Origin of the sequence: Streptomyces sp. NPDC058665, from assembly GCF_042714995.1 — a bacterium.
Lineage (GTDB): Bacteria > Actinomycetota > Actinomycetes > Streptomycetales > Streptomycetaceae > Streptomyces.
The window spans coordinates 105797-129573 of sequence record NZ_JBHXRX010000005.1 but is presented as its reverse complement, the minus strand read 5'-3'; the positions used below and the strand labels follow the sequence as shown (position 1 = coordinate 129573).

Annotated in this window: 19 protein-coding genes; 8 read left to right on the top strand and 11 right to left on the bottom strand. The window is 72.4% G+C overall.

Annotated features, from left to right (window positions below):
• Positions 1 to 13: 13 nt before the first annotated feature.
• Complete coding sequence (locus ACFWV8_RS04680) at positions 14 to 799, bottom strand: hypothetical protein (protein ID WP_384197956.1); 786 nt, start codon at positions 797 to 799, stop codon at positions 14 to 16.
• Positions 800 to 1281: 482 nt separating this feature from the next.
• Here ACFWV8_RS04680 and ACFWV8_RS04675 point away from each other — a divergent pair, with 482 nt between their 5' ends.
• From ACFWV8_RS04675 to ACFWV8_RS04655, 5 genes are read left to right on the top strand one after another with little or no spacing between them, the layout of a single operon-like run.
• Entirely contained in the window at positions 1282 to 4140 is a 2859-nt protein-coding gene (locus ACFWV8_RS04675) for a nitrate- and nitrite sensing domain-containing protein (RefSeq protein WP_384198075.1), read from the top strand.
• On the top strand, positions 4137 to 4625 hold the full coding sequence (locus tag ACFWV8_RS04670; protein ID WP_384197954.1) for a roadblock/LC7 domain-containing protein: 489 nt from the start codon (positions 4137 to 4139) through the stop codon (positions 4623 to 4625). The genes ACFWV8_RS04675 and ACFWV8_RS04670 overlap by 4 nt, the downstream gene beginning before the upstream one ends.
• Positions 4622 to 5089: a DUF742 domain-containing protein gene (locus tag ACFWV8_RS04665; protein WP_384197953.1), complete on the top strand. Its 468-nt coding sequence runs from the start codon at positions 4622 to 4624 to the stop codon at positions 5087 to 5089. The genes ACFWV8_RS04670 and ACFWV8_RS04665 overlap by 4 nt, the downstream gene beginning before the upstream one ends.
• A complete protein-coding gene (locus ACFWV8_RS04660; RefSeq protein WP_384197951.1) occupies positions 5070 to 5726 on the top strand; it encodes an ATP/GTP-binding protein in 657 nt (218 codons plus the stop codon). The genes ACFWV8_RS04665 and ACFWV8_RS04660 overlap by 20 nt, the downstream gene beginning before the upstream one ends.
• A 28-nt stretch (positions 5727 to 5754) precedes the next feature.
• Complete coding sequence (locus ACFWV8_RS04655; RefSeq protein ID WP_384197949.1) at positions 5755 to 6999, top strand: styrene monooxygenase/indole monooxygenase family protein; 1245 nt, start codon at positions 5755 to 5757, stop codon at positions 6997 to 6999.
• 15 nt (positions 7000 to 7014) lie between these two features.
• Here the strand turns inward: ACFWV8_RS04655 and ACFWV8_RS04650 are convergent, their stop codons facing one another.
• From ACFWV8_RS04650 to ACFWV8_RS04640, 3 genes are all read right to left on the bottom strand, one after another.
• Positions 7015 to 8298 (bottom strand): NlpC/P60 family protein, encoded by a 1284-nt coding sequence (locus tag ACFWV8_RS04650; protein WP_384197948.1) that lies wholly within the window; start codon positions 8296 to 8298, stop codon positions 7015 to 7017.
• A gap of 158 nt (positions 8299 to 8456) precedes the next feature.
• Positions 8457 to 11126, bottom strand: coding sequence for a PQQ-binding-like beta-propeller repeat protein (locus ACFWV8_RS04645; RefSeq protein WP_384198073.1), 2670 nt, complete (start codon positions 11124 to 11126; stop codon positions 8457 to 8459).
• 200 nt (positions 11127 to 11326) lie between these two features.
• Positions 11327 to 11599, bottom strand: coding sequence for a hypothetical protein (locus tag ACFWV8_RS04640; protein WP_384198072.1), 273 nt, complete (start codon positions 11597 to 11599; stop codon positions 11327 to 11329).
• A gap of 258 nt (positions 11600 to 11857) precedes the next feature.
• Here ACFWV8_RS04640 and ACFWV8_RS04635 point away from each other — a divergent pair, with 258 nt between their 5' ends.
• A complete protein-coding gene (locus tag ACFWV8_RS04635) occupies positions 11858 to 12361 on the top strand; it encodes a hypothetical protein (RefSeq protein WP_384197946.1) in 504 nt (167 codons plus the stop codon).
• 63 nt (positions 12362 to 12424) lie between these two features.
• On the opposite strand, the gene ACFWV8_RS04630 is transcribed toward ACFWV8_RS04635, so the two are convergent.
• From ACFWV8_RS04630 to ligD, 7 genes are all read right to left on the bottom strand, one after another.
• Complete coding sequence (locus tag ACFWV8_RS04630) at positions 12425 to 13354, bottom strand: diiron oxygenase (protein ID WP_384197944.1); 930 nt, start codon at positions 13352 to 13354, stop codon at positions 12425 to 12427.
• Between the two features lie 116 nt (positions 13355 to 13470).
• On the bottom strand, positions 13471 to 14595 hold the full coding sequence (locus tag ACFWV8_RS04625; protein ID WP_384197943.1) for an amidase family protein: 1125 nt from the start codon (positions 14593 to 14595) through the stop codon (positions 13471 to 13473).
• Positions 14596 to 14607: 12 nt separating this feature from the next.
• Complete coding sequence (locus tag ACFWV8_RS04620; protein WP_384197941.1) at positions 14608 to 16065, bottom strand: penicillin-binding transpeptidase domain-containing protein; 1458 nt, start codon at positions 16063 to 16065, stop codon at positions 14608 to 14610.
• Positions 16062 to 17516: an FtsW/RodA/SpoVE family cell cycle protein gene (locus tag ACFWV8_RS04615; protein WP_384197940.1), complete on the bottom strand. Its 1455-nt coding sequence runs from the start codon at positions 17514 to 17516 to the stop codon at positions 16062 to 16064. Before ACFWV8_RS04615 ends, ACFWV8_RS04620 begins: the two co-directional genes overlap by 4 nt.
• A gap of 111 nt (positions 17517 to 17627) precedes the next feature.
• Positions 17628 to 18140, bottom strand: coding sequence for an SH3 domain-containing protein (locus ACFWV8_RS04610; RefSeq protein ID WP_384197939.1), 513 nt, complete (start codon positions 18138 to 18140; stop codon positions 17628 to 17630).
• A 113-nt stretch (positions 18141 to 18253) separates the two neighbouring features.
• Entirely contained in the window at positions 18254 to 18637 is a 384-nt protein-coding gene (locus tag ACFWV8_RS04605) for a zinc-ribbon domain-containing protein (protein WP_384197937.1), read from the bottom strand.
• A gap of 79 nt (positions 18638 to 18716) precedes the next feature.
• Positions 18717 to 19601 carry a non-homologous end-joining DNA ligase gene (gene ligD, locus ACFWV8_RS04600; protein WP_384197935.1) on the bottom strand — a complete coding sequence of 295 codons (885 nt, stop codon included), beginning with the start codon at positions 19599 to 19601 and terminating at the stop codon, positions 18717 to 18719.
• A gap of 40 nt (positions 19602 to 19641) precedes the next feature.
• Between ligD and ACFWV8_RS04595 the strand changes: the two genes are divergently transcribed.
• Both ACFWV8_RS04595 and ACFWV8_RS04590 read left to right on the top strand, forming a co-directional pair.
• Complete coding sequence (locus tag ACFWV8_RS04595) at positions 19642 to 20682, top strand: Ku protein (protein ID WP_384197933.1); 1041 nt, start codon at positions 19642 to 19644, stop codon at positions 20680 to 20682.
• 218 nt (positions 20683 to 20900) lie between these two features.
• On the top strand, positions 20901 to 23582 hold the full coding sequence (locus tag ACFWV8_RS04590; protein ID WP_384197932.1) for a glycoside hydrolase family 97 catalytic domain-containing protein: 2682 nt from the start codon (positions 20901 to 20903) through the stop codon (positions 23580 to 23582).
• Positions 23583 to 23777: the final 195 nt, after the last annotated feature.

The following is a 23777-nucleotide window of genomic DNA, read 5'->3' as shown; positions in this document are numbered from 1 at the left end:
GCGGCCGGGGGGGTTACGGCTCCACGTACACGACGGTCGCGTCGTCGTACGGCTTGCCCCGCCGGAAGGCCACCCCGTCCGGGTCCGCCGACTCCGCCGCCCGTACCCGGTCGATCAGCTCCTGCGGGCCGCTCTTCCTGACGAGGGCCAGACAGTCCGCCCAGTCGCCCTCCCGGAACACCTCGACCCAGCGCGCCGCGCCGTCGGTGAGGGCCACCATCGCCCGTACCTCCGAGGCGGGCGTACGCCCCGTCACGGCCTTCGACGCCACGTCCGGGTCGACGGCCGCGGTGAAGAAGCCGCCCGCCGCGTTGCGCAGCGCGTCCGTCGCGGCGGCCTGACGGCGGACGGCGCGCGGGATGCGGTCCAGCCGGTCGTCCACGACGGCGCGTACCTCGCCCGCCGGCGACTCCAGGAGGAGGGTGGAGTCCGAGAGGACGAGATGCTCGACCGTCGCCGCGTCCCAGCGCACCATGACGACGGTTGCCTGGGGTGTTCGGGCGTGAGAAAGGTCACACGTGTCACGGTGGGCGTCGGCCGTACGCAGGATCGACTCCCCGAGCACGTCGGTGAGGGTCATCTCCCGCCGGGAAGCGGACAGTTCGGTCAGCGCCCCGCCCAGTCGCGAGGTGAACCACGGCACGCCGTGGGCGCAGCCGTCGCCGCCGTCCCGCGGAGGCGTCACACCGTCCAGCGCGATCAGGGTGCCACCGCTGCCCGCCGACGGCGTGGCCACGGCGGTCCAGTCCTCGTTCGGGCGCGGGTGGCTGCCGGGGGCGGTGGCGATGTCGATACGCATGGGGCCCAGTCTGCCGCAGCCCCGCGCGGCTCCGCCGGGCGCCCGCGCCCCGTCCGCGCGGCTGCGGCGAGTCGTCTTCTGCGCTCCGGCGGGCCGCTGACGTATCGGGCGTAACGCCCCGTACCGGCGATGCGGCCGGGGATCGCGACGCGCCTTCGCGTACCCACCGCGCGGTGCGCCGGGACCTCGCGACCGAATGGACCGGAATGGTCGGCTCCGCGCCGATGCGGCCCGGCATCCTGCCAAAGCTCACGCGTAAGTTCCAACCGCCCCACCGTGCGCCCCCGTGACGCGCGCCCGCGCGAGTTGTTCGCCAACTCCTCCTTGATGTTCACTCGTTCAGGTGGCGGAGCGGCCGATACGCGCCCCCTCCGAGAAACGCTGGAATGGTCGGAAGCCGTGCCAGGGGTGGAGGGCTTATCCGGATCTGACCGGACGTCATCTCCGCTTCATGGGCGGACGAGTCGAGAATGCGAGCACCGGTGCAGAAGAAGCGGCCTCGGGGCAAGAGCGGCACGCGCGGCGGGTCCCAGGGCTCGACGGAGCCCCGTAAGCCGGCGGCGCCCCGAAAGGCGGGGACGCCCGATTCCGCCGGAGCGGACGTGCCGGGGACTCCCGCCGGACGGCCCGTACGCGTACGCACCCGGCTCGTCGCCGCGGTCGCCGTCGTCGGCGTCACCGTCGTGGCGGCGGGCATGCCAGCCGTCCTGGGCGCATCCTCCGAACTGAACGACGCCCAGAGCCTGGTCACCCTCGCCGAGCTGAACCGGCAGACCGCTGTCCTGGCCCACTCGCTGGCCGACGAGCGGGACGAGGTCGTCGTCCATATCGCCGGGGGCCGCCAGGAGGCGGACGCCGGGAGCGACGGCGGCAAGGGCGAGGACGGCGACAAGACCGACGGCGCGCCCGGCGCCGCCCCCGCGACGCGCGTCGACCGGCAGATCGACGAGATCGACCCCGTCGCCTCCGTCGGCCTGCGCAGGGACCTCTCCACCGTCCCGTCCATCCGCCGCACGGCCCTCACCGGCAAGGGCACCGCCCTGGAGGCGTACCAGGCCTACACGGACGTCATCACCAAGCTGCACGCCCTCGGCGACGAGGTCGCCGAGAAGACACCCCCCGGGGCCGCCGACGACACCCGCGCCCCCGCCGCCCTCGGCCGCGCCGTGGAGCAGGCGTCGGCCACCCGCGGTCTGCTGCTGGCCGCGCTCGCCGTCCCGGAGCCCAAGAGCGAGGCGCCGCAGTACGACCCCGTCACCGGCCTGCCCGTCCAGTCCGACGACAGCGACGAGGGAGCCGAGAGCGAGCGCACGCGCGACGCGCTCAGCGCCGCCGCCCAGCAGGCCCGCGTCCATGAACTCGTCTCCCTCGCCGACTTCGACCGGTCGGCGGGCGCCGACGCGCGCGACTCCCTGGCCACGACCGTCACCGGGCCCGACGTCACCACGGCGGAGAAGTACCTGTCCAACCTCGCGGACAGTCCCGAACTCTCCGACGGCGACCGCGACGCCAACAGGGAAAAGGTCGAGTCGTCGCTGTCCAGCCGTATCGAGCAGATGCGGGGCGTCGAGTCCGGCATCGGCTCCGCCCAGCTCAAGCGGCTGGAGGCGCTGCGCGACGACGGGGTCACCACGCTGGAGGCGGGCATCGCGCTCCTCGGCGGCCTGCTGATCGTCGCCGTGGGGGCGTCCACCGCCGTGGCGCGTACGCTCACCCGGCCGCTCGCCGTCGTGCGTATCGGTGCGGCCCGGCTGGCCTCCGAGCCCACGACCGGGGAACCGGTGCGGTTCACCGGCCGCAACGACGAGTTCGGCCAGGTCGTACGGTCGGTCAACAGCCTGCACGCCAAGCTGCTCGACGTCTCCGCGCGCGCCGAGAAGCTCAACGGCGAGCGCACCGGACTGATCGGCGCCCGGCAGGCCATGGCCGACCAGCGCACCGAACTCCAGGAGCGGACCGGGGAGATCACCGCAGAGCTTGAAGCGCTGCGGCACACCGTCGACCACACGTTCGTCAATCTCTCGCTGCGCACGCTCGGCCTCGTGGAGCGCCAACTCGGCGTCATCGAGACCCTGGAGGAGCGCGAGCAGGACCCGGACCGGCTCGGCGTCCTCTTCCAGCTCGACCATCTCGCCACGGTCATGCGCCGGCACAGCGAGAACCTGCTGGTGCTCGCCGGGCATGAGCAGGGCGCGAGTTACGCGGGCCCCGTACCGCTCGTCGATGTCCTGCGGGCGGCCGTCAGCGAGATCGAGAAGTACGAGCGGGTCACCATCCTGTCGCTGCCGCCGGGGGCCCAGCTGGCCGGGTTCGCCGCGGACGACGTCAGCCATCTCGTCGCCGAACTCCTGGAGAACGCCACGTCGTTCTCGCCGCCCGGCGCGCAGGTCGAGCTCTCCGGCTGGCGGCTGGAGAACGGCGACGTGACGCTCGAAGTGCAGGACAAGGGCATCGGTATGCCGGCTGAGCGGATCGCCGAACTCAACGAGCGGCTCGCGGACCCGGAGTCGTACCGGCCGCAGCCGGCCAAGAAGGGGAAGTCCAAGAAGTCCGGGAAGGCGGGGGCGTCCGGCACCGACGGCGACGGTGACGGTCTCGGCCTGCACATGGCCGCACTGCTCGCCACGCGTCACGGCGTCGGCATCACGCTGCGCGAGCACCAGCAGGGCGGGCTCGCGGCCGTCGTCGTACTGCCGGGGGCCCTGCTGCCGACGGCCCTTCCGGTCGCGGGTCAGCACCGCTCGACGGCGGCGGGCGAGGCGCCGCAGGTGCTGCTGCCGGGGGCAGCCGCTGAGGCCAACTCCAATGCCCTGCCCGGCCGTTCGGAGGAGCCCGCCGAGGACCCGTACGCCATCGGACCCGAGGCGCACGAGCGCGTCGCGGACGAAACGGACGACGAGCAGGACGAGTTGACCGAGCCGGCCGAGGCCGCCGAGGCAGGGAAAGCGGACGGCACGGACGACACGGCTGGGACGGCCGGCACGGACGACGAGGAGTCGCCCACCGACGCGGTCACCGACGTCGTCACCGACACGGGGCTCCCGAAGCGCACCCCCAAAGTCGTCAAGCCGGGCGCCACATCGGCCGACCGGACGGGTAGCGTCGACGCGGACGCGTTGCGCCGCAGGCTCGGTGGCTTTCACCGAGGGGCCAAGGACGGCAGGCGCGACGCCGATGCCGAGCTCTTGGAGCAGACCGAAGTGCAGAAGCAGACCGGCCCGGTTCAGACGGGCCCAGCGCAGACCAGTTCAGTACCGCGGCAGCGGGACGACGCGGCGGAGGCGACCACCGGAGGACGGACGGACGAGACGGGGGAAACTGTCGAGGAGGCACGCAGTTGACGGCGACCGGCACATTCGGACTCAGTAGCGAAGCCCGCAATCTCCACTGGCTGTTGACGAATCTCGTGCGGGAGGTGCGGGGCGCACGCTCCGTCGCGGTCGTCTCCTCCGACGGACTGCTCCTGCTGTCGTCGGACCCTGCACAGCACGAGGCGGCCGACGCGGCGGACGGGAGCGCGAGCGAGAGCCCGCGCGGCTCCAGCTCCGACCTGGCCACCGTCATCTCCGGCATCAGCAGTCTCACCCTCGGCGCGGCCGAACTGATGGACACCGGGGGCGTGAAGCACACCATGGTCGCCATGGCGGAGGCCAGCGTCTTCGTCATGTCGATCAGCGACGGTTCGCTGCTCGGGCTGCACGCGGGCGCCGACTGCGACATGCACGACGTGGCGTACCACATGGCCGTGTTCGTCGGCCGCGCCGGACACGTACTCACCCCCGAACTCCGCAGCGAGCTGCGCAAGTCCCTGGAGAGTGCCCGATGACATCGGTGTCCGCGGCCGGAACCGGCCGCGGATTCCCCGGCGGTGGGCCGCGCGCCCGCGGCCTGCCGGTGCGTGTCCCCGACCGCCGCGCCGCGCGCGTACGGCCGTACTCGCTGACCGGCGGTCGGACGCGCTTCGGCCATGTGCTGCTGGTCGAGACGTTCGTCGCCGCGCTGGAGGCGTCGGAGGAGCACCAGGAGCACCACGAGCACAAGGAGCCGGCGAGCGCCGCCGGTGCGCGGCGCTCCATGCCGGAGACCCGCGCCATCGTGGAGCTGTGCGCCCGGATGCGGACCGTCGCCGAGATCTCGGCGCTCCTGAAGATGCCGCTGGGAGTCGTCCGGGTGTTGCTCAGCGACCTGGCCGACCAGGGCAGGATCCGGGTGTACGGGACGGGCCAGGGCAGCGACCACCCGGACCGGGCGCTGCTGGAGAGGGTGCTGGGTGGACTCCGCCGTCTCTGACGTGTCGCGGGCGCCGGGCACGGCCGACGGCGCCTCCGAAGAGGGCCTGCGCGCCTGGCAGTTGGACCGCAGCAGGGCGCCCATAGCCACCAAGATCGTGGTCGCGGGCGGCTTCGGCGTCGGCAAGACGACCTTCGTCGGAGCCGTCTCCGAGGTACGGCCGCTGCGCACCGAGGCCGTGATGACGAGCGCCGCCCAGGACATCGACGACCTCAGCGCCACCCCGGAGAAGACGACCACCACCGTCGTGATGGACTTCGGCCGGGTCACGCTCGACGACGACCTCGTGCTGTACGTCTTCGGCACCCCGGGCCAGCAGCGCTTCTGGTTCCTCTGGGACGATCTGGTGCGCGGCGCGATCGGCGCCGTCGTCCTGGCCGACACCCGCCGGCTCTCCGACTGCTTCCCCGCGCTCGACTACTTCGAGAACAACGGCCTGCCGTACGTTGTCGCCGTCAACCACTTCGAGGGCACGGAGTCCTACGACGTGAAGGACGTACGGGAGGCCCTGTCCGTGCCGGCGGGCGTCCCCGTGCTGACCATGGACGCGCGCAACCGGATCACCGTCGTCGACACGCTGCTGGCCCTGGTCGGCCACGCAGTCGAAGCGGCCCCCGAACAGCCCGCAGGCAGCTGAGCGGGCAGCAACATACGGAGAACCCGCCATGCGGAAGATACTCGTCGTCGGGGCCGGACAGTCCGGCCTCCAGCTCGCCCTGGGACTCCAGTCGCACGGGTACGAGATCACCCTGATGTCCAACCGCACGGCGGACGAGATCAGGTGCGGCCGGGTGATGTCCACCCAGTGCATGTTCCACACCGCGCTCCAGCACGAGCGGGATCTCCGGCTCAACTTCTGGGAGTCCCAGGCCCCGTGCGTCGAGGGGCTCGGCGTCTCCGTCGCCGCGCCCGACTCCTCCCGCGCGACGGACTGGCTGGGCAGGCTGGACGGGATCGCCCAGTCCGTGGACCAGCGGGTCAAGATGGCCGGCTGGATGGAGACGTTCGCCCAGCGCGGCGGCCAACTCGTCATCCACGGTGCGGCGGTGTCCGACCTCGACTACTTCTCCCGTACGTACGACCTCGTCCTCGTCTCCGCGGGCAAGGGCGAACTGGTCGCGATGTTCGGCAGGGACGCCGCCCGCTCCCCGTACGACACTCCTCGGCGCATGCTCGCCGTCGCGTACGTCCACGGGCTGGGCCCGCGCCCGGAGCATCCCGACCTGGACGCCGTTCGCTGCAACCTCGTCCCCGGCGTCGGCGAGCTGTTCGTGATGCCGACGCTGACCGTCACCGGCCGCGCGGACATTCTCTTCTGGGAGGGCATACCCGGCGGCCCCGTCGACGTCTTCCAGGGCGTCAGGGACCCGGCCGACCATCTTTCGCTGACGCTGGAGCTGATGGAGCGGTACACGCCCTGGGAGTACTCGCGGGCCACGAAGGTCGAGCTGACCGACGCCAACGCCACCCTGTCGGGCCGTTACACGCCCACGGTCCGCAACCCCGTCGGGCGGCTGCCCGGCGGCGGCGTGGTCCTCGGTGTCGCCGATGTCGTCGTGGCCAACGACCCCGTCACCGGCCAGGGCTCCAACTCGGCCTCCAAGTGCGCCGCCTCGTATCTGGACTCGATACTGGCGCACGGCGACCGCGAGTTCGACGAGGCGTGGATGCGGGCGACGTTCGAGCGCCACTGGGAGAGCGCGCGGCACACCACCAGGTGGACGAACACGATGCTCGCCCCGCCGCCGGCGCATGTGCTGGACCTGTTCGAGGCGGCTGGCCGGCTCCAGCCGGTCGCAGACCGGTTCGCGAACGGCTTCGACGACCCGTCGGACTTCGAGAACTTCTTCTACGACGCGCGGAAGACCAAGGCCTATCTCACGGAGGCGGGCGGGAGCACGGCCGGCTGACGCCGTCTCCGGAGGTCAACCCGCCGGTGCGGTGGCCGAGTTGTTGCCCGTGTCGTCGCCCGCGGTGGCCCCCGGCGGCAGCTCCGGAGGCTCGTACGACGCCGCGTCGAGCGGCGAGGCCCCCGGGTCCGGCCGTACGGCGCCGAGCAGCGGGTTCGACGCGATCGGGGAGACCTTCACCCGGCCCCCGGGGCGCGGGGCATGAATGACCTTCCCGGCGCCGAGGTAGATCGCCACATGGGTGGCCTTCGGGAAGTACACCACCAGATCGCCGGGGCGCAGCTCGCTCAGCTTCACCCTGGGCAGTTCGGCCCACTGCTCCTGGCTCGTACGGGGCACGCTCACCCCGGCGCGCGCCCAGGCCCGCGAGGTCAGCCCCGAGCAGTCGTACGACTCCGGGCCCTCCGCGCCCCACAGATACGGCTTGCCGATCTGGCCGACGGCGTACGTCAGCGCCTCGTCGCCGTCGGCCGACGGAGCCCGGAGGCTTCTGCTCAGGCCCCCCGTCGTGGCCGTCCCCGCCACCGCCCCTGACGCGGTCTCGGGCGCGGGTGCGGCGTCGCCGAGCGCGCCGGAAGTGATCAGCTTCTCCTGCGCCTTGTCCGTGTCGGCGTCCTCGCGCTCGGCGATCGCCGCGATCTGTCCGGCGGTGAGCGAGGCGAGCATCTTCTCCACGTCCGCCAGCCTCGCCCGGACCGTGTCGCGCTGCCTCTTCTGCTTCGCGGCGAGTGCCTTCTGTTCCGCAAGTGCCTTCCGGGACTGGGCGGCGAGGGTGTCGGCACGCCTCTCGCCGTTGGTCAGCCGCGCGATCGTCGACAGCCGGTCGCCCTGCGCACGGTCCATCAGATGCTGCTGGTCGAGCGCGTGTTGGGGGTCGCCGGAAAGCAACAGCTGGATGTAGGAGGAGAGTTCGGAGGTGCCCTGGTACTGCTGACGGGCGAGCCGCCCGGCCTGGGCCCGGCTGCGGACCAGTGCCTCACGGGCGTCGGTGAGGCCCGTGCCGACGCTCTTCGCCTTGGCCTGCTGGGCGGTGAGTTTCACCTCGGTGGCGTTGTACGCCTCGGTGGCCTCCTCGGCCTGCCGGTACAGTTTCCGCAGCTCGGTGAGCAGTTGGGAGACGCTGCGCGGGGCGCCGTCGCCGCGTGGAGCGGCGACGGGCCCGGCACCCGTGACGGACGGGGCACTTGGGGACGCCTCGGCGCCCGGACCGGGTTCGGCGCCGGCCGGTGCGGCGTACGGGGCCGCCACGACGGCGGCGAGTGCCGCCGTACAGACGGCTCGGGGAAGTCTGCCTGACACTCCATCACCTCCGTTTGCGGGACGGCCTGTCCGGCCCCAAGGTGATGATGCGGCGTCACTTGCCCCGATCCCGTGTGCTTACCGCACAATTGGGCGACATGGCGGCATGCCGTCACCCCCGGAGGGCCGATACGACGGCCCCCCGGCGTGGTGGCTTGTCAGTCGACCGGCAGCGCGTAGAACGTGCCCCCGCGCCGGATCACGGCGGTCTTCCCGGCCATCAGCGGCTGGTACGGGGGCGTGGCCACGGCCGCGCCGTCCGCGCCGGGGGAGGGGGCGGGGCCGCCGGCGTTCTGGAACTTCCAGAGCCGCTTGCCGTCCTTCGCCCCGAACGCCGTCACCTGGAGTCCGTCGGCCGACAGCACCGTCCGGCCGCTCTCGCTGAGCGAGATCCGGGGGACCCCCGTCCAGGCCGGGCCCTCGGTCGTGCCCTTCCAGCGCTGTACGCCGGACTCGGGGTCGAGCGCGTACACCTCCTGGTAGCGGTTGGCGATGTAGAGCGTGGAGCCGGCGAGCGTGCCGGTGCCGAAGGCGAAGGGCTTCTGCCCCGGCACCTCGGGCGCGCCCGACCTGCGCCACACCTGCTTGGCGTCGGCGGTGTCGTACGCGTACAGCTGATCGGCCGCAGCGGCGTACAGCCGGCCCTTCGCGTCACCGACCGAACCGCCCACGGGCGGCACGGCGCCGAACGACTTCGACCAGGTCCGCTTCCCGCTCACGCGGTTGAAGCAGTGGTAGACCGACCGGCTCTTGGCCGCCTTGACCTGGACGGGCAGCAGCGACTTGGCGTCCTGGCGCACCACGATGTCCGCGTCCCGTACGGCGATCAGCTGGTACACCGGGGTCAACGGCGCGCGGCCGTTGGCGATCACGGTGCGCCACAGCTCCTTACGGGTCGTCAGATCGAAGGCGAAGAGATGGGTGCGGACCACGGCCGCCTTCCCCGTACCGGTCCGGTACGAGCCGGTGAACCAGACCTGGCCGTTGGCGGTCCCGGCGACGCCCGCGACCTTCAGACCGGGCGCGCCCTTGATGCCGTCGGCGTAGTCGACGCGGTGTTCGACGGCGCCCGACGCGGCCCTGATCCAGAGCAGACCGGCCGCCCCGGCGACGAAGCCGAGCCCGGCCGGGACGGGCAGGGCCTGGTGGAGGGAGGCGGCCTCGGACTTCTGCCAGAGCCGCTTCCCGGTGCGTACGTCCACGCCGGTGGCGCCGGAGCCCGTGGTCAGGACGAGGGTGCGGTCGCCGATGACGGCGGCGTTCAGGACCTCGTCGGCTGCCACCTTGTGCTCGTACGCCCAGAGGGCTTCGGGCGGCAGCCCGGTCAGGCCCTTGGAGGTGTCGTCGGCGGGCTTGTTGTCGCTGTCGTCGGACGCCTCGTCGTCGGCGAGTGCGAGGACGCCCCCGCCGCCGATCACCAGACCCGCGGCGCCGGCGGCCATGGCGGTGAGGAGTGCGCGCCGGCCGAGCGGCTGTCCGGGCGGCCCGCCGGGAGGGCGTCCGAGGGGCCGTCTGAGAGGCCGTCTGAGCGCGGCGAAGGGGCCTGAGCCGGTGCCGGTTCCGGCGGGCGCGGTGAGGGCGGGCGCCGGCGCCGGTGGCGGCCCCGGCGGCAGGGCGGGCGGTCCTTGCGGCCCCTGCGGTCCCGGCGCCGGCGGGAGGGACTGCGACTGCTGCGGCACCGGAGCGGCGGCCGGCGGCAGCGGGAGGGCGGTCGGCTCCGGCCGGGCGCGGGGCAGCGACAAGGCGGCGGTCGGCCGGTCGACGACACCGCTCTCGCCACCGGACGCGGTCCGGGGCCGGCCGATGCGGGTGGTGCGGGTGTCGGGCTCGGGCGCGGCGCCGGGTGCGGCGTCGGCCGGCGCACCGGGGACCGAGTTCGCCGGGGTGTCCGCCGCCCCGTCCTTCGGACCCTCCAGCGGGGCGTGCAGAGCGTCGACCCGGGCGGCCTGTTCGGCGATCGAGGCCGACAGGGCGGCGGGCAGCCACCCGTCCGGCCCGGCGCTCGCCGCCGCTGCCGCGCCCTCCAGCGCCAGTTCGGCGGCGACGGCACCGGCGGTCGGCCGCTCGCCCGGCCCCTTCGCCAGGCAGCGCGCGACGAGGGGCCGCAACTCCTGTGGCACACCGTCGAGTTCGGCCGCTCCGTACGCGATGCGTTCGATCGCCGATTCGGCAGGACCCTTCGTGAGGGGCGTCGTACCGGTGGCCGCGTACGCCAGCAGCAGCCCCAGTACGAAGATGTCCGACGGCGGTCCCGGTACCTCGCCCTCCAGCTGCTCCGGAGTGAGATACCCGAGCCGCACCGACAGCCGTCCGCCCTCCACGGCCTCGGCGGACGCCGCCGCGCCCAGCGCCCCGAAGGCGGTGAGACGCGGCCCGTCGGCGGCCAGTGTCACGGTGTCGGGCGCCAGCCCCTGGAGGACGGCTCCGCTCGCGTGCACCCGCGACAGCGTCTCGGCGAGCCCGGCGCCCAGTATCCGCACGGCCCGCTCGGGCAGCGGACCGGCGACGGCGACGGCCTCGCCGAGGGTGAGCGCGGGGACGTAGTCCGACGCGGTCCAGAGCGTGGCTTCCCCGGACGGGTCCGTACGGGAGTCCAGCAGCGGCTGCACCCAGCCGCCCGCCAGCCGCTCGGCGGTCCGTGCCTCGGCCTGGAAGCGCCGCTGGAAGGCGGGCAGCGCGGCGAGGACGGGGCGGGCGACCGTGACGACGACGGTGCCGCCGTTCGGCCCGTACGCCAGATACCGCACGGCACTCGCCGACTCCCGGTACCGCGCCAGCACGGTGTAAGGGCCGACGAGACGCGGGTCGTCGTGCCGCAGCGGTTCCATCACGCGTATGCCCCCTGGTGGCTCGGCCGGGAGGTCGTCTCCGGCCTGGTCGATCCTAGGTTCCTGGTCGATCGGTCCGACGGGGCGTGCGGGCCCCGCGACAGAACCTAGATGGTGCCCGACAAATCCCGCCTGCCGCACCATATGTGGCCGTGTAAGGCCAGGGAGTTGGCGATCGGGTGGTGTCCGAAACCGTCCCGTCAGCCGTTCCCCGGCTTCGACCAGGGCCACTTGAGCGCGCGCCGCTCGCGGCCCCCGGGGACGTACTCGTACTTCCAGCCCCGTTGCAGCCCGAGCCGCTTGGTGTACCCGGCGGGCGCGCGCCGGTACGCGAACACCGTGGGCGGCCCGCCGGCGGCGTCCGGCACGGGGACCTCGTACCACTTGGGCGGCTGCCCGGTCGGGCCGGTCAGCACGGGCAGTACACGACCGTCCAGCGGCCCGCCGACAAAGACGGTCTCTTCGCTTCTCACGCCGCCAGTGTCGCGCAGCGCCCGCCCCGCGCCGACGCCGGTCACCCCCGCGGCGTACGGCACCCGCCCCGCCGTCCGTCCCCGCCCCACCTCCCCGACCAGCGGCTTAGCGGTCCCGGCTGATCCGTTCGACGGAACCCGGCGCCACGCCTCGGCGCGCCCCTTGACGGCGCCTCTGCCTTTGATGAAGGCCACGGCCCGGTTTCCCCAGCGGGTGGCCGACGCCCGCGCCGCGCCAAGGAAGCGGAGATCCTCACCATGCGCGTTGTTCGCGTTCTCGCCACCGCCGCCCTGTCCTCGCTGGCCATCGGCGTGGGTGCGACGGCCGTCCATGCCGACCCCCAGCCGACCCTCACGGTGAGCCCGAGCCCGGCGCGGCCCGGCTCCCCGGTCACCCTCTCCCTCAACGGCGGCTGCGACGCCAGCACCGTGACGGCCTCCTCCGGGGCCTTCACGGGCTCGGTCACGCTCACCGCGAGCTCGACGACGGGCATCTACCGGGGCACGGCCACGATCCGCCGTGACGCCCGCGCCGGCACCCACACGGTCAACATCTCCTGCCCGAACGGCAGCCCCTCCACCTTCACCTTCACCGTCGCGAGGTCCTCGACCCCGTCCCCGACCCCGACCAGGGGTGCCAGGGGCGGTCTGGGCGGGAGCGTCTCGGGCATGGACGCGACGAAGGTCGCGGCAGGGGCGGGACTGGTCACGCTGGCCGCCGCGGGCGGCACGCTGGCGCTGCGCCGCCGGGCGAAGCACTGACGTCCACGCGGGCCACCGGGACCGGCGCGTGTCAGCGCCGGTCCCGGTGGCCTCGCGCGCTCCTCATGCCAGCAGCCCCGACGCCTTCCAGAGCCGACGCCCAGTCCCCCGCATCACCCCGATGTCGTCCAGGAAGTCCGTGAGGCGTTTCGCGCCGGACTGCATCACCTCCCGGCGATGCCCGCTCGCGCGGACCTGGGTGACGGCCTCGCGGCGGTCCAGGCCCACGTTCTCGTAGACCTGGGGGTTGACGAAGCAGACGGAGAAGACGCGCGCCGCCTGGCCGGCCGTGAGGCGCGTCAGTTCCCTCTCCCAGTGCGGGGACGTGACCATCTGTCGGCGCAACTCCTCGCGGGCGTAGCGGACGTGGCGGGCCTCCTCCACCACATGGATGCGTGTCACGCCGCGTACGAGCGTCTGGACGCGCTCGTCCGGGAACGTCAGGCGCTGCATCCAGTCCAGGATCTCCTCGCCCAGGAGCGTCGCGGCGAACGAGCCCGGGGTCGTGGAGACGGTCTTCAGCAGGCGCGCGACGTTGTGGTAGACGCGGGGGACGGGGTACGCCGGGGCGCCGCCCTTCTGGATCAACTTCGCGAACATCATCGAGTGGCGGCACTCGTCCGCTATCTCGGTGAGCGCGTAGCGGACATGACTGCTGGTCACCGACTTGTCGTAGATGTGCCTGACCAGCAACTGCATCAGGATGATCTCGAACCAGATGCCGAGCGAGGCGAGCGACGCCGCCTCGTGGCGGGCCAGGTCCATCCGCCGCTCCTCGGACATCCGCCGCCACAGCGCGGTGTCGTAGAGCGAGACGAGCTCCGGCGGCCAGAACCACTTGCCGTCCTCCGCCGGGGCGTCCCAGTCGAGGTCCTTCTCCGGGTCGAAGGAGTGCTTGGCCGAGGCTTCGAGCAGGCGCCTGGCGACCTGCTCGCGGTCCCGCAGCGGGCCGAGCGCGTCGTGGAGGAGCTGGATGTCGTGCGCTGCTGTCATGGCTGAGAGCACCTCGTGTTACCGGGGGTACGGTTCTCGACCCTCTTATAAGACTTCCTGTCAGCAGCTCTCGTCAATGCCTTGCGCACCACTTGTTGACGCCCCGTCCGGTGTCGTCATGGGCGCACGATAGGCAGGACCGCCTCGGCCGCACCCGCGATGTCGAGGAGTGGGACGTCCGCCCCGCGCGCGGCCACGAGTTGGAGTCCCACGGGGCAGCCGTCCGGTGTGAAACCGGCGGGCAGACTCGCCGCCGGATGGCCGCTCAGGTTGAACGCCCAGGTCAGCGCCGTCGAGTAGACGTCCGCGCCCGGACCCTCGTGGCCATGCGGGCGGTTCGGTGTCACCGGGGTGAGCAGCAGCGGCGTACGCGCGAAGTATGCGTCGAGCCGCCGGTCGTTCTCCTCCCGGGCGCCCGCTCCCGCCCCGCCGGACGGATCACCGCCGCGTACCGCCGACCATGCCTCGCGCGGGTCGAGCAGTGACAGAGACGAACCGGGGGCCTCGTCGAGGCGTACGGCGCCGGCCGCCGCCAACCGGTCAACCGCCGCCCGCACCACCGCCTCCACCGCCGGATCGGTCCGCGCGAAGCCGAGATCCGGCGAGTACGTGGCCGGCACCGGTGCCGTCGGCGGCACCCAGGCTCCCGCCGCGGCCTCGTACCCGTCCAGTACGTACCGCAGATACCTCCGCGCGTCCGCCACCCGGCGTGTCAGCACCCCCGCCGACGCCAGCCCCGTCCGGTCCGGCGTGGGCAGCAGCCCGTTCGTCGTCTTCAGGCCGAACACCCCGCACCACGCCGCCGGGATCCGCACCGACCCCGCCCCGTCGCTGCCCGTCGCCAGCGGCACCAGTCCGGCCGCGACCGCCGCCGCCGAGCCCGCCGACGAACCACCGGGCGTACGGTCGGCGCGGTAGGGGTTGACCGTACGGCCGTGCGCGCCCAGGCCCCACGTCTGCCAGTACGTCCCCGGCCCCGGCACCGCCGTCGAGCCGACCGGCACCGCCCCCGCCGCGATGAGCCGCCGCGCCGCGTACGAGCGGATGCCCGTCGGGCCCTTCACCGCGAACGGCAGCCCCGCCAGCGGCAGTTGGGTGTCCACCGTGCGCGCCCGCTCCAGCGCGTCCGCGTGCCACACCTCGATGAACGCGCACAGCCGCGGATCGATCCGGTCGATCCGCTCCAGCGCCTCACCCACTGCCTCACCCACCGCCCATGAGGACCAGGACTCGCTCACCATGCACCCCCGGGATCAGTCTCGCAGCGCCGCCTCCATCACCGCCCGCGCGATCGGCGCCGCGTCACCGCCCCCGCTGATCTCGTCCCGCGCCGCCTCCGCGTCCTCCACCACCACGGCCACCGCCACCTCCGGCCGCGCCGCGCCCTCCGCCTGTGCCCAGGAGATGAACCAGGCGTACGGCGTACCGGAGTTGCCCACCCCGTGCTGCGCCGTGCCCGTCTTCCCGCCGACCGTCACGCCGTCGATCCCGGCGCTCGTCCCGGTCCCGCTCTCCACCGCCTCGACCATCAACTGCCGCAGTCTGTGAGCCGTTCGCGGGGTCATCGCCTGCCCGTACGTGCGGTCGCCCCGGCGGGAGACGACATCGCCGTCGGCGGCGAGCGTCCGCTCCACCAGATACGGGTACTTGAGATCCCCGCCGTTGGCGACCGCCGCCGCGACCATCGCCATCTGAAGCGGTGTCGCCGTCGTGTCGAACTGCCCGATCGAGGAGAGCGCGAGCTGGTCGTCGCCCATCTCCTGGTCGAAGTTGGACACCGCGACCCCCGACGGGATCCTCAACCGCTTGTCGTTGAAGCCGAATCCGCGGACCGTGTCCACCATGCCGTCGAGCCCGACCCGCACCCCCAGACCGGCCAGCACCGAATTGCAGGACCACTTGATCGCGTACGCCAGCGACTCCTTGTCGCACCCCTGTGCGTCGTTCGGGAGCGTGGTGCGGGTGCCCGGCAGGACGTACGGATCGGGGACGTCCGTCGGCGCGTCCACGTCGTCGACCACCCCGGCGTCCAGCGCGGCGGCGGCCGTCACGATCTTGAAGGCCGAACCGGGCGGATACGTCTGCCGGATGGCCCGGTTGAGCATCGGCTGGGCGGGCGCGCCGGTGTACCGCCGCCACGCGTCGGTCACCTCGCCGCCCGTGCCCGACAGCTTGCCCGGGTCGTACGACGGGCTGCTGACCAGCGCGAGGATCTTGCCGGACGAGGGCTCGATCGCGGCGACCGCGCCGCGCCTGCCGTCCAGGCCGGAGTAAGCGGCCTGCTGTGGAGCCCGCTTGATGGTGGTGACGACCTTGCCACCGGGCTGGTGGGAACGGGTGATGTCGTTCCAGAACGGCAGCGGGGCCAGCATCGGGTCGGTGCCGTTCAGGATGCCGTCCTCGGCGCTCTCCAGCAGGCTCGTGCCGTACGTCTGGGAGGAGTAGCCGGTCACCGGCGCGTACAACGGGCCCTGGGTGTAGGTGCGTTCGAACCGCAGTTGCTGGCCCGAGTCCCTTGACCCGGTGACCGGTCTGCCGTCGACGAGGATCTGGCCGCGCGGCTGCTCGTAACGGTCGATGGTCTTACGCCGGTTGGCGGGGTTGTTGTCGAGGGAACCGGCCTGGACGAGCTGAACGCGGGCCGCGTTGACGAGCAGGGCGACAAGGAGCAGCAGACAGAACACGGCGGCCAGCCGGATATGGCTGATCATCGCTCGCCCTCCGTCGCCGTCCCCGTCTCCGTCCCTGTCTCCCGCCGCGTCGAACTCCCCGCGTCGGGCGGGGGACCACCGGTCACCGTCGCCGGTGCGATCACGCCCGTCTCCACCGTCTCCGGGCGCGGTCTGCGCGCCGAGTCGCTGAGCAGGATGAGCAGCGCGACGATCACCCAGTTGGTGACGACGGACGAGCCTCCCTGCGCCAGGAACGGCATCGCCATGCCGGTGAGCGGGATCAGTCCCGTCACCCCGCCCGCGATCACGAACACCTGGAGCGCCACGATCGAGGCCAGACCGACCGCGAGCAGCCGCCCGAACGGGTCGCGCAGGGCAAGGCCCGCGCGGTAGCCGCGGGCGACGAGCAGCGCGTACAGCATGAAGATCGCCGTCAGCCCGATCAGGCCCAGCTCCTCGCCCGCCGTGGCGAGGATGAAGTCGGACTTGGCGGCGAAGCCGATGAGGACGGACCGGCCGAGCCCCAGCCCCGTACCGAACATGCCGCCGGCCGCGAACGCGAAGAGGGACTGGGCCAGTTGGCCGGGTCCCCGGCCGGCATCGATGGAGGCGAACGGGTCGAGCCAGTCCTCGACCCGGCCGTGGACGTGCGGTTCGAGCCAGCCGACCGCGAACGCGCCGACCCCGGCCAGCAGCAGCCCGACGGCGATCCAGCCGGTGCGTCCCGTCGCCACGTACAGCAGGATCACGAAGAGCCCGAAGAAGAGGAGCGAGGTGCCGAGATCGCGTTCCAGGACCAGTACGAGGACGCTGAGCAGCCAGATCGCGACGATGGGGCCCAGCACCCGGCCGGTGGGCAGTTGCAGCCTCCAGATCCTGCGGCCGGTGTACGCCAGGGCGCTGTGGTTGGCCGCGAGATAGGCGGCGAAGAAGACGGCGAACAGGATCTTCGCGAACTCGCCCGGCTGGAAGGAGAGTTCATCGATCCGGATCCAGATCCTGGCACCGTTCACGGCGGGGAAGAAGATCGGCACGGTCATCAGCAGCAGCGCGGCGACCACGGACAGATACGCGTACCGCTGGAGCACCCGGTGGTCGCGCAGCAGCACGACGACGGCGATGAACAGCGTGACACCGAGGGTCGACCAGACGAGCTGCGCGGGCGCGTCCCGCACGCCGGGGGTCGACAGGTCGAGACGGTGGAGCAGCACCAGCCCGACGCCGTTGAGCAGGACCGCGATCGGGAGCAGGAGCGGGTCCGCGTACGGGGCGCGGAACCGGACCGCGAGATGCGCGACGAGTGCGAGCAGACCCAGCCCGGCGCTGTGCCGCAGAGCGTCGGGCGGGGCGGCGTCGTCGTGGGCGAGACCGACGGCGAGGTAACCGAAGAGGGAGATGAGGACGGCGCACACGAGGAGCGAGAGCTCGACCCCGCGCCGCTTGCGGAGGCGTAGTTCGGGCGGGGGAGAGTCCGCCTTCGTTGCGGTCATGGAGCGCAACGTAGCAACCCGACATGCCTTATGTCCGCTTATGTAAAGACATAAGGCATGTCGGGTTCAGCCGGCCGGAGCCATCGGCGCCACCGGGCCGGCGCTACCGGATCAGCACCAGCGGGGCGCCTTGCCGATGTTGTCGATGTACGCGGCCGAGGCCCACGCCCAGGTGCCGTCCGCGAGGAGGTACCAGCGGTTGTTGCCGTTCACGTTGTCGCCCCGCACCTTGCAGAAGATGTGGACGATGGAGCCGTAGGGGAGGCTGCCGACGACCCGGCTGCTGCGGGTGGGCTTGTCGCGCAGCAGGAGCCCGGTCCTGGCGGTGACGCGGCCCTTGTACGTGTGGGAGCCCATCGCCTGCCCGGCGGTCTGGGCCTCCTCGGTTCGGGCCGCCTCGGCGGCTTCCGCGGTCTCGGGGTCGACGGCGGCGGGGCGGTCGACGGCGGTGTGGCCGCCGGAGCTGACGGGCGGCGGGGCCGGTACCGCCGCGATGGCGGGTGTCGCGGTCAGGGCCGCGACGGCGACGGCGAGGGTCGCGGCGTACGGGCCGAAGGAGCCCCGGACGCGCTGGGGGCGCGCGGAACGCCGGGCACGTGAGAAACGCAGGGAACGCTGTGACATGCGTGACTCCTGAAGTTCGGGAAGGGGTGAGGGATCGACGGGACCCTCGCCCGATTTACCCTAGTTTCGTCACATTGTGTCCGCAACCGTAACTCTGCGTACCCCTGCCGCTGTCAGTGCTGGTACGGGTTGCCGCCCTGGCCCGGCTGCTGCCCCTGGCCGCCCTGGCTGAACGGGTTCCCGCCACCCGCCTGGCCGCCCTGCGCACCCTGCGCGAACGGGTTGGCGCCGTGCTGCTGGCCGCCACCCTGCTGGGCCTGGGCCGCGCTCTGCGCGAGCAGCTGCTCCGCCTGCTCGTTGGGCACCTGGTGCTCCACGCCGCAGAAGGTGCACTGGGTGTAGTGCTTCGTCGAGTAGGGGAACAGCGGCACGAAGAAGAGCGTGAACTTGGAGACGCGCTTGCGCAGCGTGTGCGCCGACGGATTGCCGCACTGGCCGCACACGAGCGTCAGTATCGCCAGCTGGTAGATGTAGCCCTTGGTTCCGAAGATGATCATGCGTGATTCCTTCTCTGCTCGTGACGCTCATGACCGGCGCACTCCGCACCCCCATGGTGCACGCCGGTGACAGCGGCTGTCAGGGCAGGCGTCCCGCCCGGTTGAGATTGATGAGGGGGCCGAGGAGATCCCCGTACCGCTCCAGCCGCCCCGCGATGTCGCCGACGCGGAAGACCAGCTCGTCCGGCGCCGCGCAACTCCCCACCTCTTCCCAGGACACCGGGGTGGAGACGGTCGGTTCCGTACGGGCGCGCACCGTGTACGGCGCCGCCGTCGTCTTCGCCGCCGAATTCTGGCTGTGGTCGACGAAGACCTTGCCGGGACGGAGCGCGCGGGCCATCCGGTGGACCACCAGCTCCGGCAGGTCGGCCTGGGCCTCGACGGCGAGCGACTTCGCGTACGCGGAGACCTCGGGCGACGGTGTCGGCTCAAGCGGCACGAGGAGATGGAGGCCCTTCGAACCGGACGTCTTGGCGTACGCGTTCAGCCCGTCGGCCGCCAGCCGTTCGCGCAGCCAGAGCGCGGCCTCGCAGCACTCCACGATGGTGGCGGGCTCGCCGGGGTCCAGATCGAAGACGATGCGGTCGGCGCGGGCCGGGCTGTCGAACCGCCACTGCGGCGTGTGGAACTCCACGACCAGGTTCGCGGCCCACATCAGCGTCGCGAGGTCCTCCACGAGGACCTGCTCGGCGATCTGGTCCGCCGACCGCGGGACCGTCGCAGTACGCACCCAGGAGGGTGTGCCCGGCGGCGGGTTCTTGGTGAAGAAGCGCTCGCCCGCGGGGCCGTCCGGGAAGCGGAGGAAGGAGACGGGGCGGCCCGCCAGATGGGTGAGCAGGGCGCCGGCCGCCGTCGCGCAGTAGTGCAGGACCTCGCCCTTCGTGGTGCCGGTGGCCGGGTAGAGGACCTTCTCCAGATTGCTGAGGGCGATCCGCCGCCCCTCCACCTCCGCGATTGGCGTCATACGATGAGAATCCCACGAATTCCGATGTAAGGGATTAACCGTGCGATCCATCTGGAACGGCGCAATCTCCTTCGGTCTGGTCAACATCCCGATCAAGCTCGTGAACGCCACCGAGAGCCACTCGATCTCCTTCCGGCAGATCCATTTGGCGGACGGCGGCCGGATTCGTTACCGGAAGGTCTGCGAGCTGGACGAGGAGGAGGTCACCTCCGCCGAGATCGGCAAGGCGTACCAGGACGCGGACGGCTCGATGATCCCGATCACGGACGACGATCTGGCCCAGCTCCCGCTGCCGACCGCGAAGACGATCGAGATCCTCGGATTCGTGCCAGAGTCCTCCATCGATCCGCTCCAGGTGGGCTCGGCGTACTACATCGCGGCGAACGGCGTGCCCGCCGCGAAGCCGTACACGCTGCTGCGTGAGGCGCTGAAGCGGAGCGAGAAGGTGGCCATCGCGAAATTCGCGCTGCGTGGGCGCGAGCGGCTGGGCATGGTGCGGGTCCTGGGCGATGTCATCGCCCTGCACGGGCTGCTGTGGCCGGACGAGATCCGGCAGCCGGAGGGGGTGGCGCCGGAGACCGACGTCAGCATCCGGGACGCCGAACTCGACCTGGCCGACGCCCTGATGGACACGCTCGGCGAGGTCGAACTGGAATCGCTGCACGACGACTACCAGGAGGCCGTCGAGGAGCTGATCGCCTCCAAGGCGGGAGGCGCCGAGCTGCGGGCACCGGAGGGGGCGGGGGAGCGGCGCGGGGGCAAGGTGCTGGACCTGATGGCGGCGCTGGAGGGCAGTGTGCGGGCGGCGAAGGAGTCGCGGGGCGAGGCGGGCGGGGGCGAGAAGGAGGACGCGGAGGTGACGCATCTGCCCAGCCGCAAGAAGGCGGCGGGCGGGAAGAAGACCGCGTCGAAGACGGCCGCGAAGTCCACGTCGAAGACGGCGTCCAGGACCGCGGAGAAGAAGACGCCCGCGAAGAAGACCGCCGCCAAGAAGACGACGACGGGCAAGACCGCCGCGAAGAAGACGGCGGCCAAGAAGACGACGGCGAAGAAGGCTCCGTCGAGGAAGCGCTCGGCCTGACGCGTCGAGGGCTGAGGCGTCGGGGCTGACGCCGTCCAACTCCGCGCCGTACGCCTGCTATTGATTCTGTTGGATTTTGTGCGACGGACCCTGGCGGTTCCGGGGAATTCCGGTGGACAATCCGGGGCGCGGGCGCCCCTTCATGCTCAGCACTGTCATCTCCAACTCGGGCCCCGTGTTCGGCCGTTGAGCCCGGCTCCGAGTGAGAGGGACAAGCGATGACCAACAGCAGACCGAGTTCGGCGCGTCGATGGCGTGCCGCCTGTGCGACCGCGCTCGCTGGGGTGCTCTGTCTCGGGACCCCGGCGGGGGCCCAGGGCGACGCGGGCGGGCCCCGGCCCGCCGGGTCCGCCTGGACGGTGTCGCGCGGCGGGCCCGCCGCCACCGTACGGCTCGACCCCGCCGACGGCTCCGTCACCCTCGCCGTGAGCGACGGGCGCCGCACCCTTGTCGAGCCCTCGCCCGTCGGCATCGTCACCGAGGACGCCGACCTGACGCGCGGGCTGCGCCTGGTGGACCGGAAGGACCGTGGGGTCGCCGAGCGGTACACCACCGTCGTCGGCAAGGAGCGCCGCCGGACCGTCGACATGGCGGAGTCCCGCTTCACCCTGGAGGGGGCGGGCGGTGCCCGGGTCGACCTCGTCGTGCGCGCGGCCGACGACGGGGTCGCCTACCGCTACGTCCTCCCCGCCGGAGCGGCGGGCGGCGCCGTACTGCGCGAGGCGTCCGGCTTCGTCCTGCCGGCCGGCGCGCCCGCCCGGCTGAGCGACTACTCGGTCAACTACGAGCAGCCGTACGACGGTACGACCGCCGGCGGCGCCGAGAGCGGGCAGTACGCCTACCCCGCGCTCTTCCAGGTGGGCGACGACCACGTCCTGCTCTCCGAGGCGGACGTCGACGGCCGCTACCCCGCGAGCCGGCTCGTCCACACGGCGGGCAGTGGCCGCTACGACGTCGCGTTGGCCGACCCCTCGGTGCCCATGCCCACCGACGGCCCCCTCGCGACCCCCTGGCGGACCGTCATCGCGGGCGATCTGGCGACCCTGACCGAGTCCACGCTCGTGGACGATCTGGCGCCGCCCTCCCGGGTCGCGGACACCTCCTGGATCCGCCCCGGCACGGTCGCCTGGTCCTGGCTCGCCGGCTTCGGCGCGGCGCAGCGCAGCCTGGAGACCCAGCAGCGGTTCGTGGACTACGCGGCGGCGCACGGCTGGGAGTACTCCCTGGTGGACGACGGCTGGAACACCACCGACTGGATGCCCCAGCTGATGGAGTACGCCGAACGGCGCGGCGTGGGTGTCCTGTTGTGGATGCACTGGACCGATCTCGACACCGCCGCCGAGCGCACCGAACAGCTCGACAAGGTCAAGAAGTGGGGCGCCGCCGGGCTGAAGATCGACTTCATGGACTCCGACTCGCGCGACCGCATGGGGTGGTACGACGAGATCCTGCGGGAGACCGCCGACCGCGAGCTGATGGTCAACTTCCACGGCTCAACGCTCCCGCACGGCATTCAGCGCACCTGGCCGCATGTCATGACGATGGAGGGCGTCCACGGAGCCGAGCAAGGGGATGTCCAGGCGGACGACATGGCGACACTGCCCTACACCCGCAACGTGGTGGGCTCCATGGACTTCACACCCATGGGCTTCCAGTTCGGGCAGCGCGACAACACCGAGGCCGCCGAGCTGGCGCTCTCCGTGGTGTACGAGTCGGGCTTCCAGAACTACGCGGGCAGCGTCGAGGCGTACCGGGCCCGGCCGGAGGTGGCCCGCTTCCTCGAACAGGTCCCCACCGTCTGGGACGAGAGCCGGCTCGTGGCCGGTGCGCCGGGTGAGGCGGCGACCTTCGCGCGCAGGAACGGCGACCGGTGGTTCGTCGGATCCGTCCGGGCGGGTGGCGCGGGTACGGAGCGGCTGCCGCTGACGTTCCTGGGATCCGGTTCGTGGCGGGTCGACGTCGTACGGGACGGCCCCGACGGGCTGGTCCGGCAGAGCGAGGTGACGGACCGTCATAAGACGCTCACGGTACCCGTGTTGGCGGACGGCGGCTTCGCCGCACAGATCTGCCGCGCCGTGCCGGGCCGGGGCAGCTGCGACCGGCCGGTGGACACGGTGCCGGTGGGCACGCTGGCCGTCACCCCCGCGAAGACCGACGCCCGGCCGGGAGAGACGGTGAGCATCGAGGCGGGGTTCGTGCTGGACGAGGCAGGGCCCGCCGAGGACGTGCGGATCGGCGCGCGTACGCCCGACGGCTGGGCCGTCGACGGCGAGGGCGCGACGGCGGACGAACTGGCCGACGGCGCCGGGCTGTCGGCGGCCTGGCGGGTCACGGTCCCCGCGGACCCGGCCTACGGGGCGACGGAGATCCCGGTCACGGTCTCCTACCGGGACCCGGGCGCCCGGCGTGGCGCGCCGCCGCTGACGGTCGAGCGCACGGTTCGCGTGTTCGTGGCGCGCGAAGGCACCGTGTACGTCAGCGCGTTGCCGTTCGTCTCGGCGGAGAACGGCTGGGGCCCGGTCGAGCGTGACCTCTCCAACGGCGAGAACGCCGCGGGCGACGGCGGCCCTCTGCGGCTCGGCGACACCACGTACGACAAGGGGCTCGGGGTCCACGCGCGGTCCGAGGTGACCGTCGACCTGAACGGCGCGTACGAGCGCTTCGCCGCCCACGCGGGCATCGACGAGGAGAAGCCGGACAAGGGCTCGGTGGTCTTCGAAGTGGTGGGCGACGGCCAGGTGCTGGCCCGCAGCGGAGTCCTGGGGCCGACGGACGCGGCGTACGCGTTCGACGTCGACGTGAGCGGGGTGCGGCAGCTGGCGCTGCGTGTCACGGACGGCGGCGACGGCATCGACTCCGACCACGGGGACTGGGCCGACGCCCGACTGCTCAAGGGATAGCGGCAGTTCCGGACGGGCCGCCGCCGCTCGGCGGCGGCCCGTCCGCCCCGGCACGCGGCGGCGCTAGGCCGTGTCTTCGAAGTAACGCCGGCCGCCTGCAAGGCGGGGCCTGCGGCGTCTGGTGCGGTGCATCGCAAGGCGGAGGATCGTGCTCGTACTGGGCGTACTCGCACGACTCCGACAACGAAGCGAGGT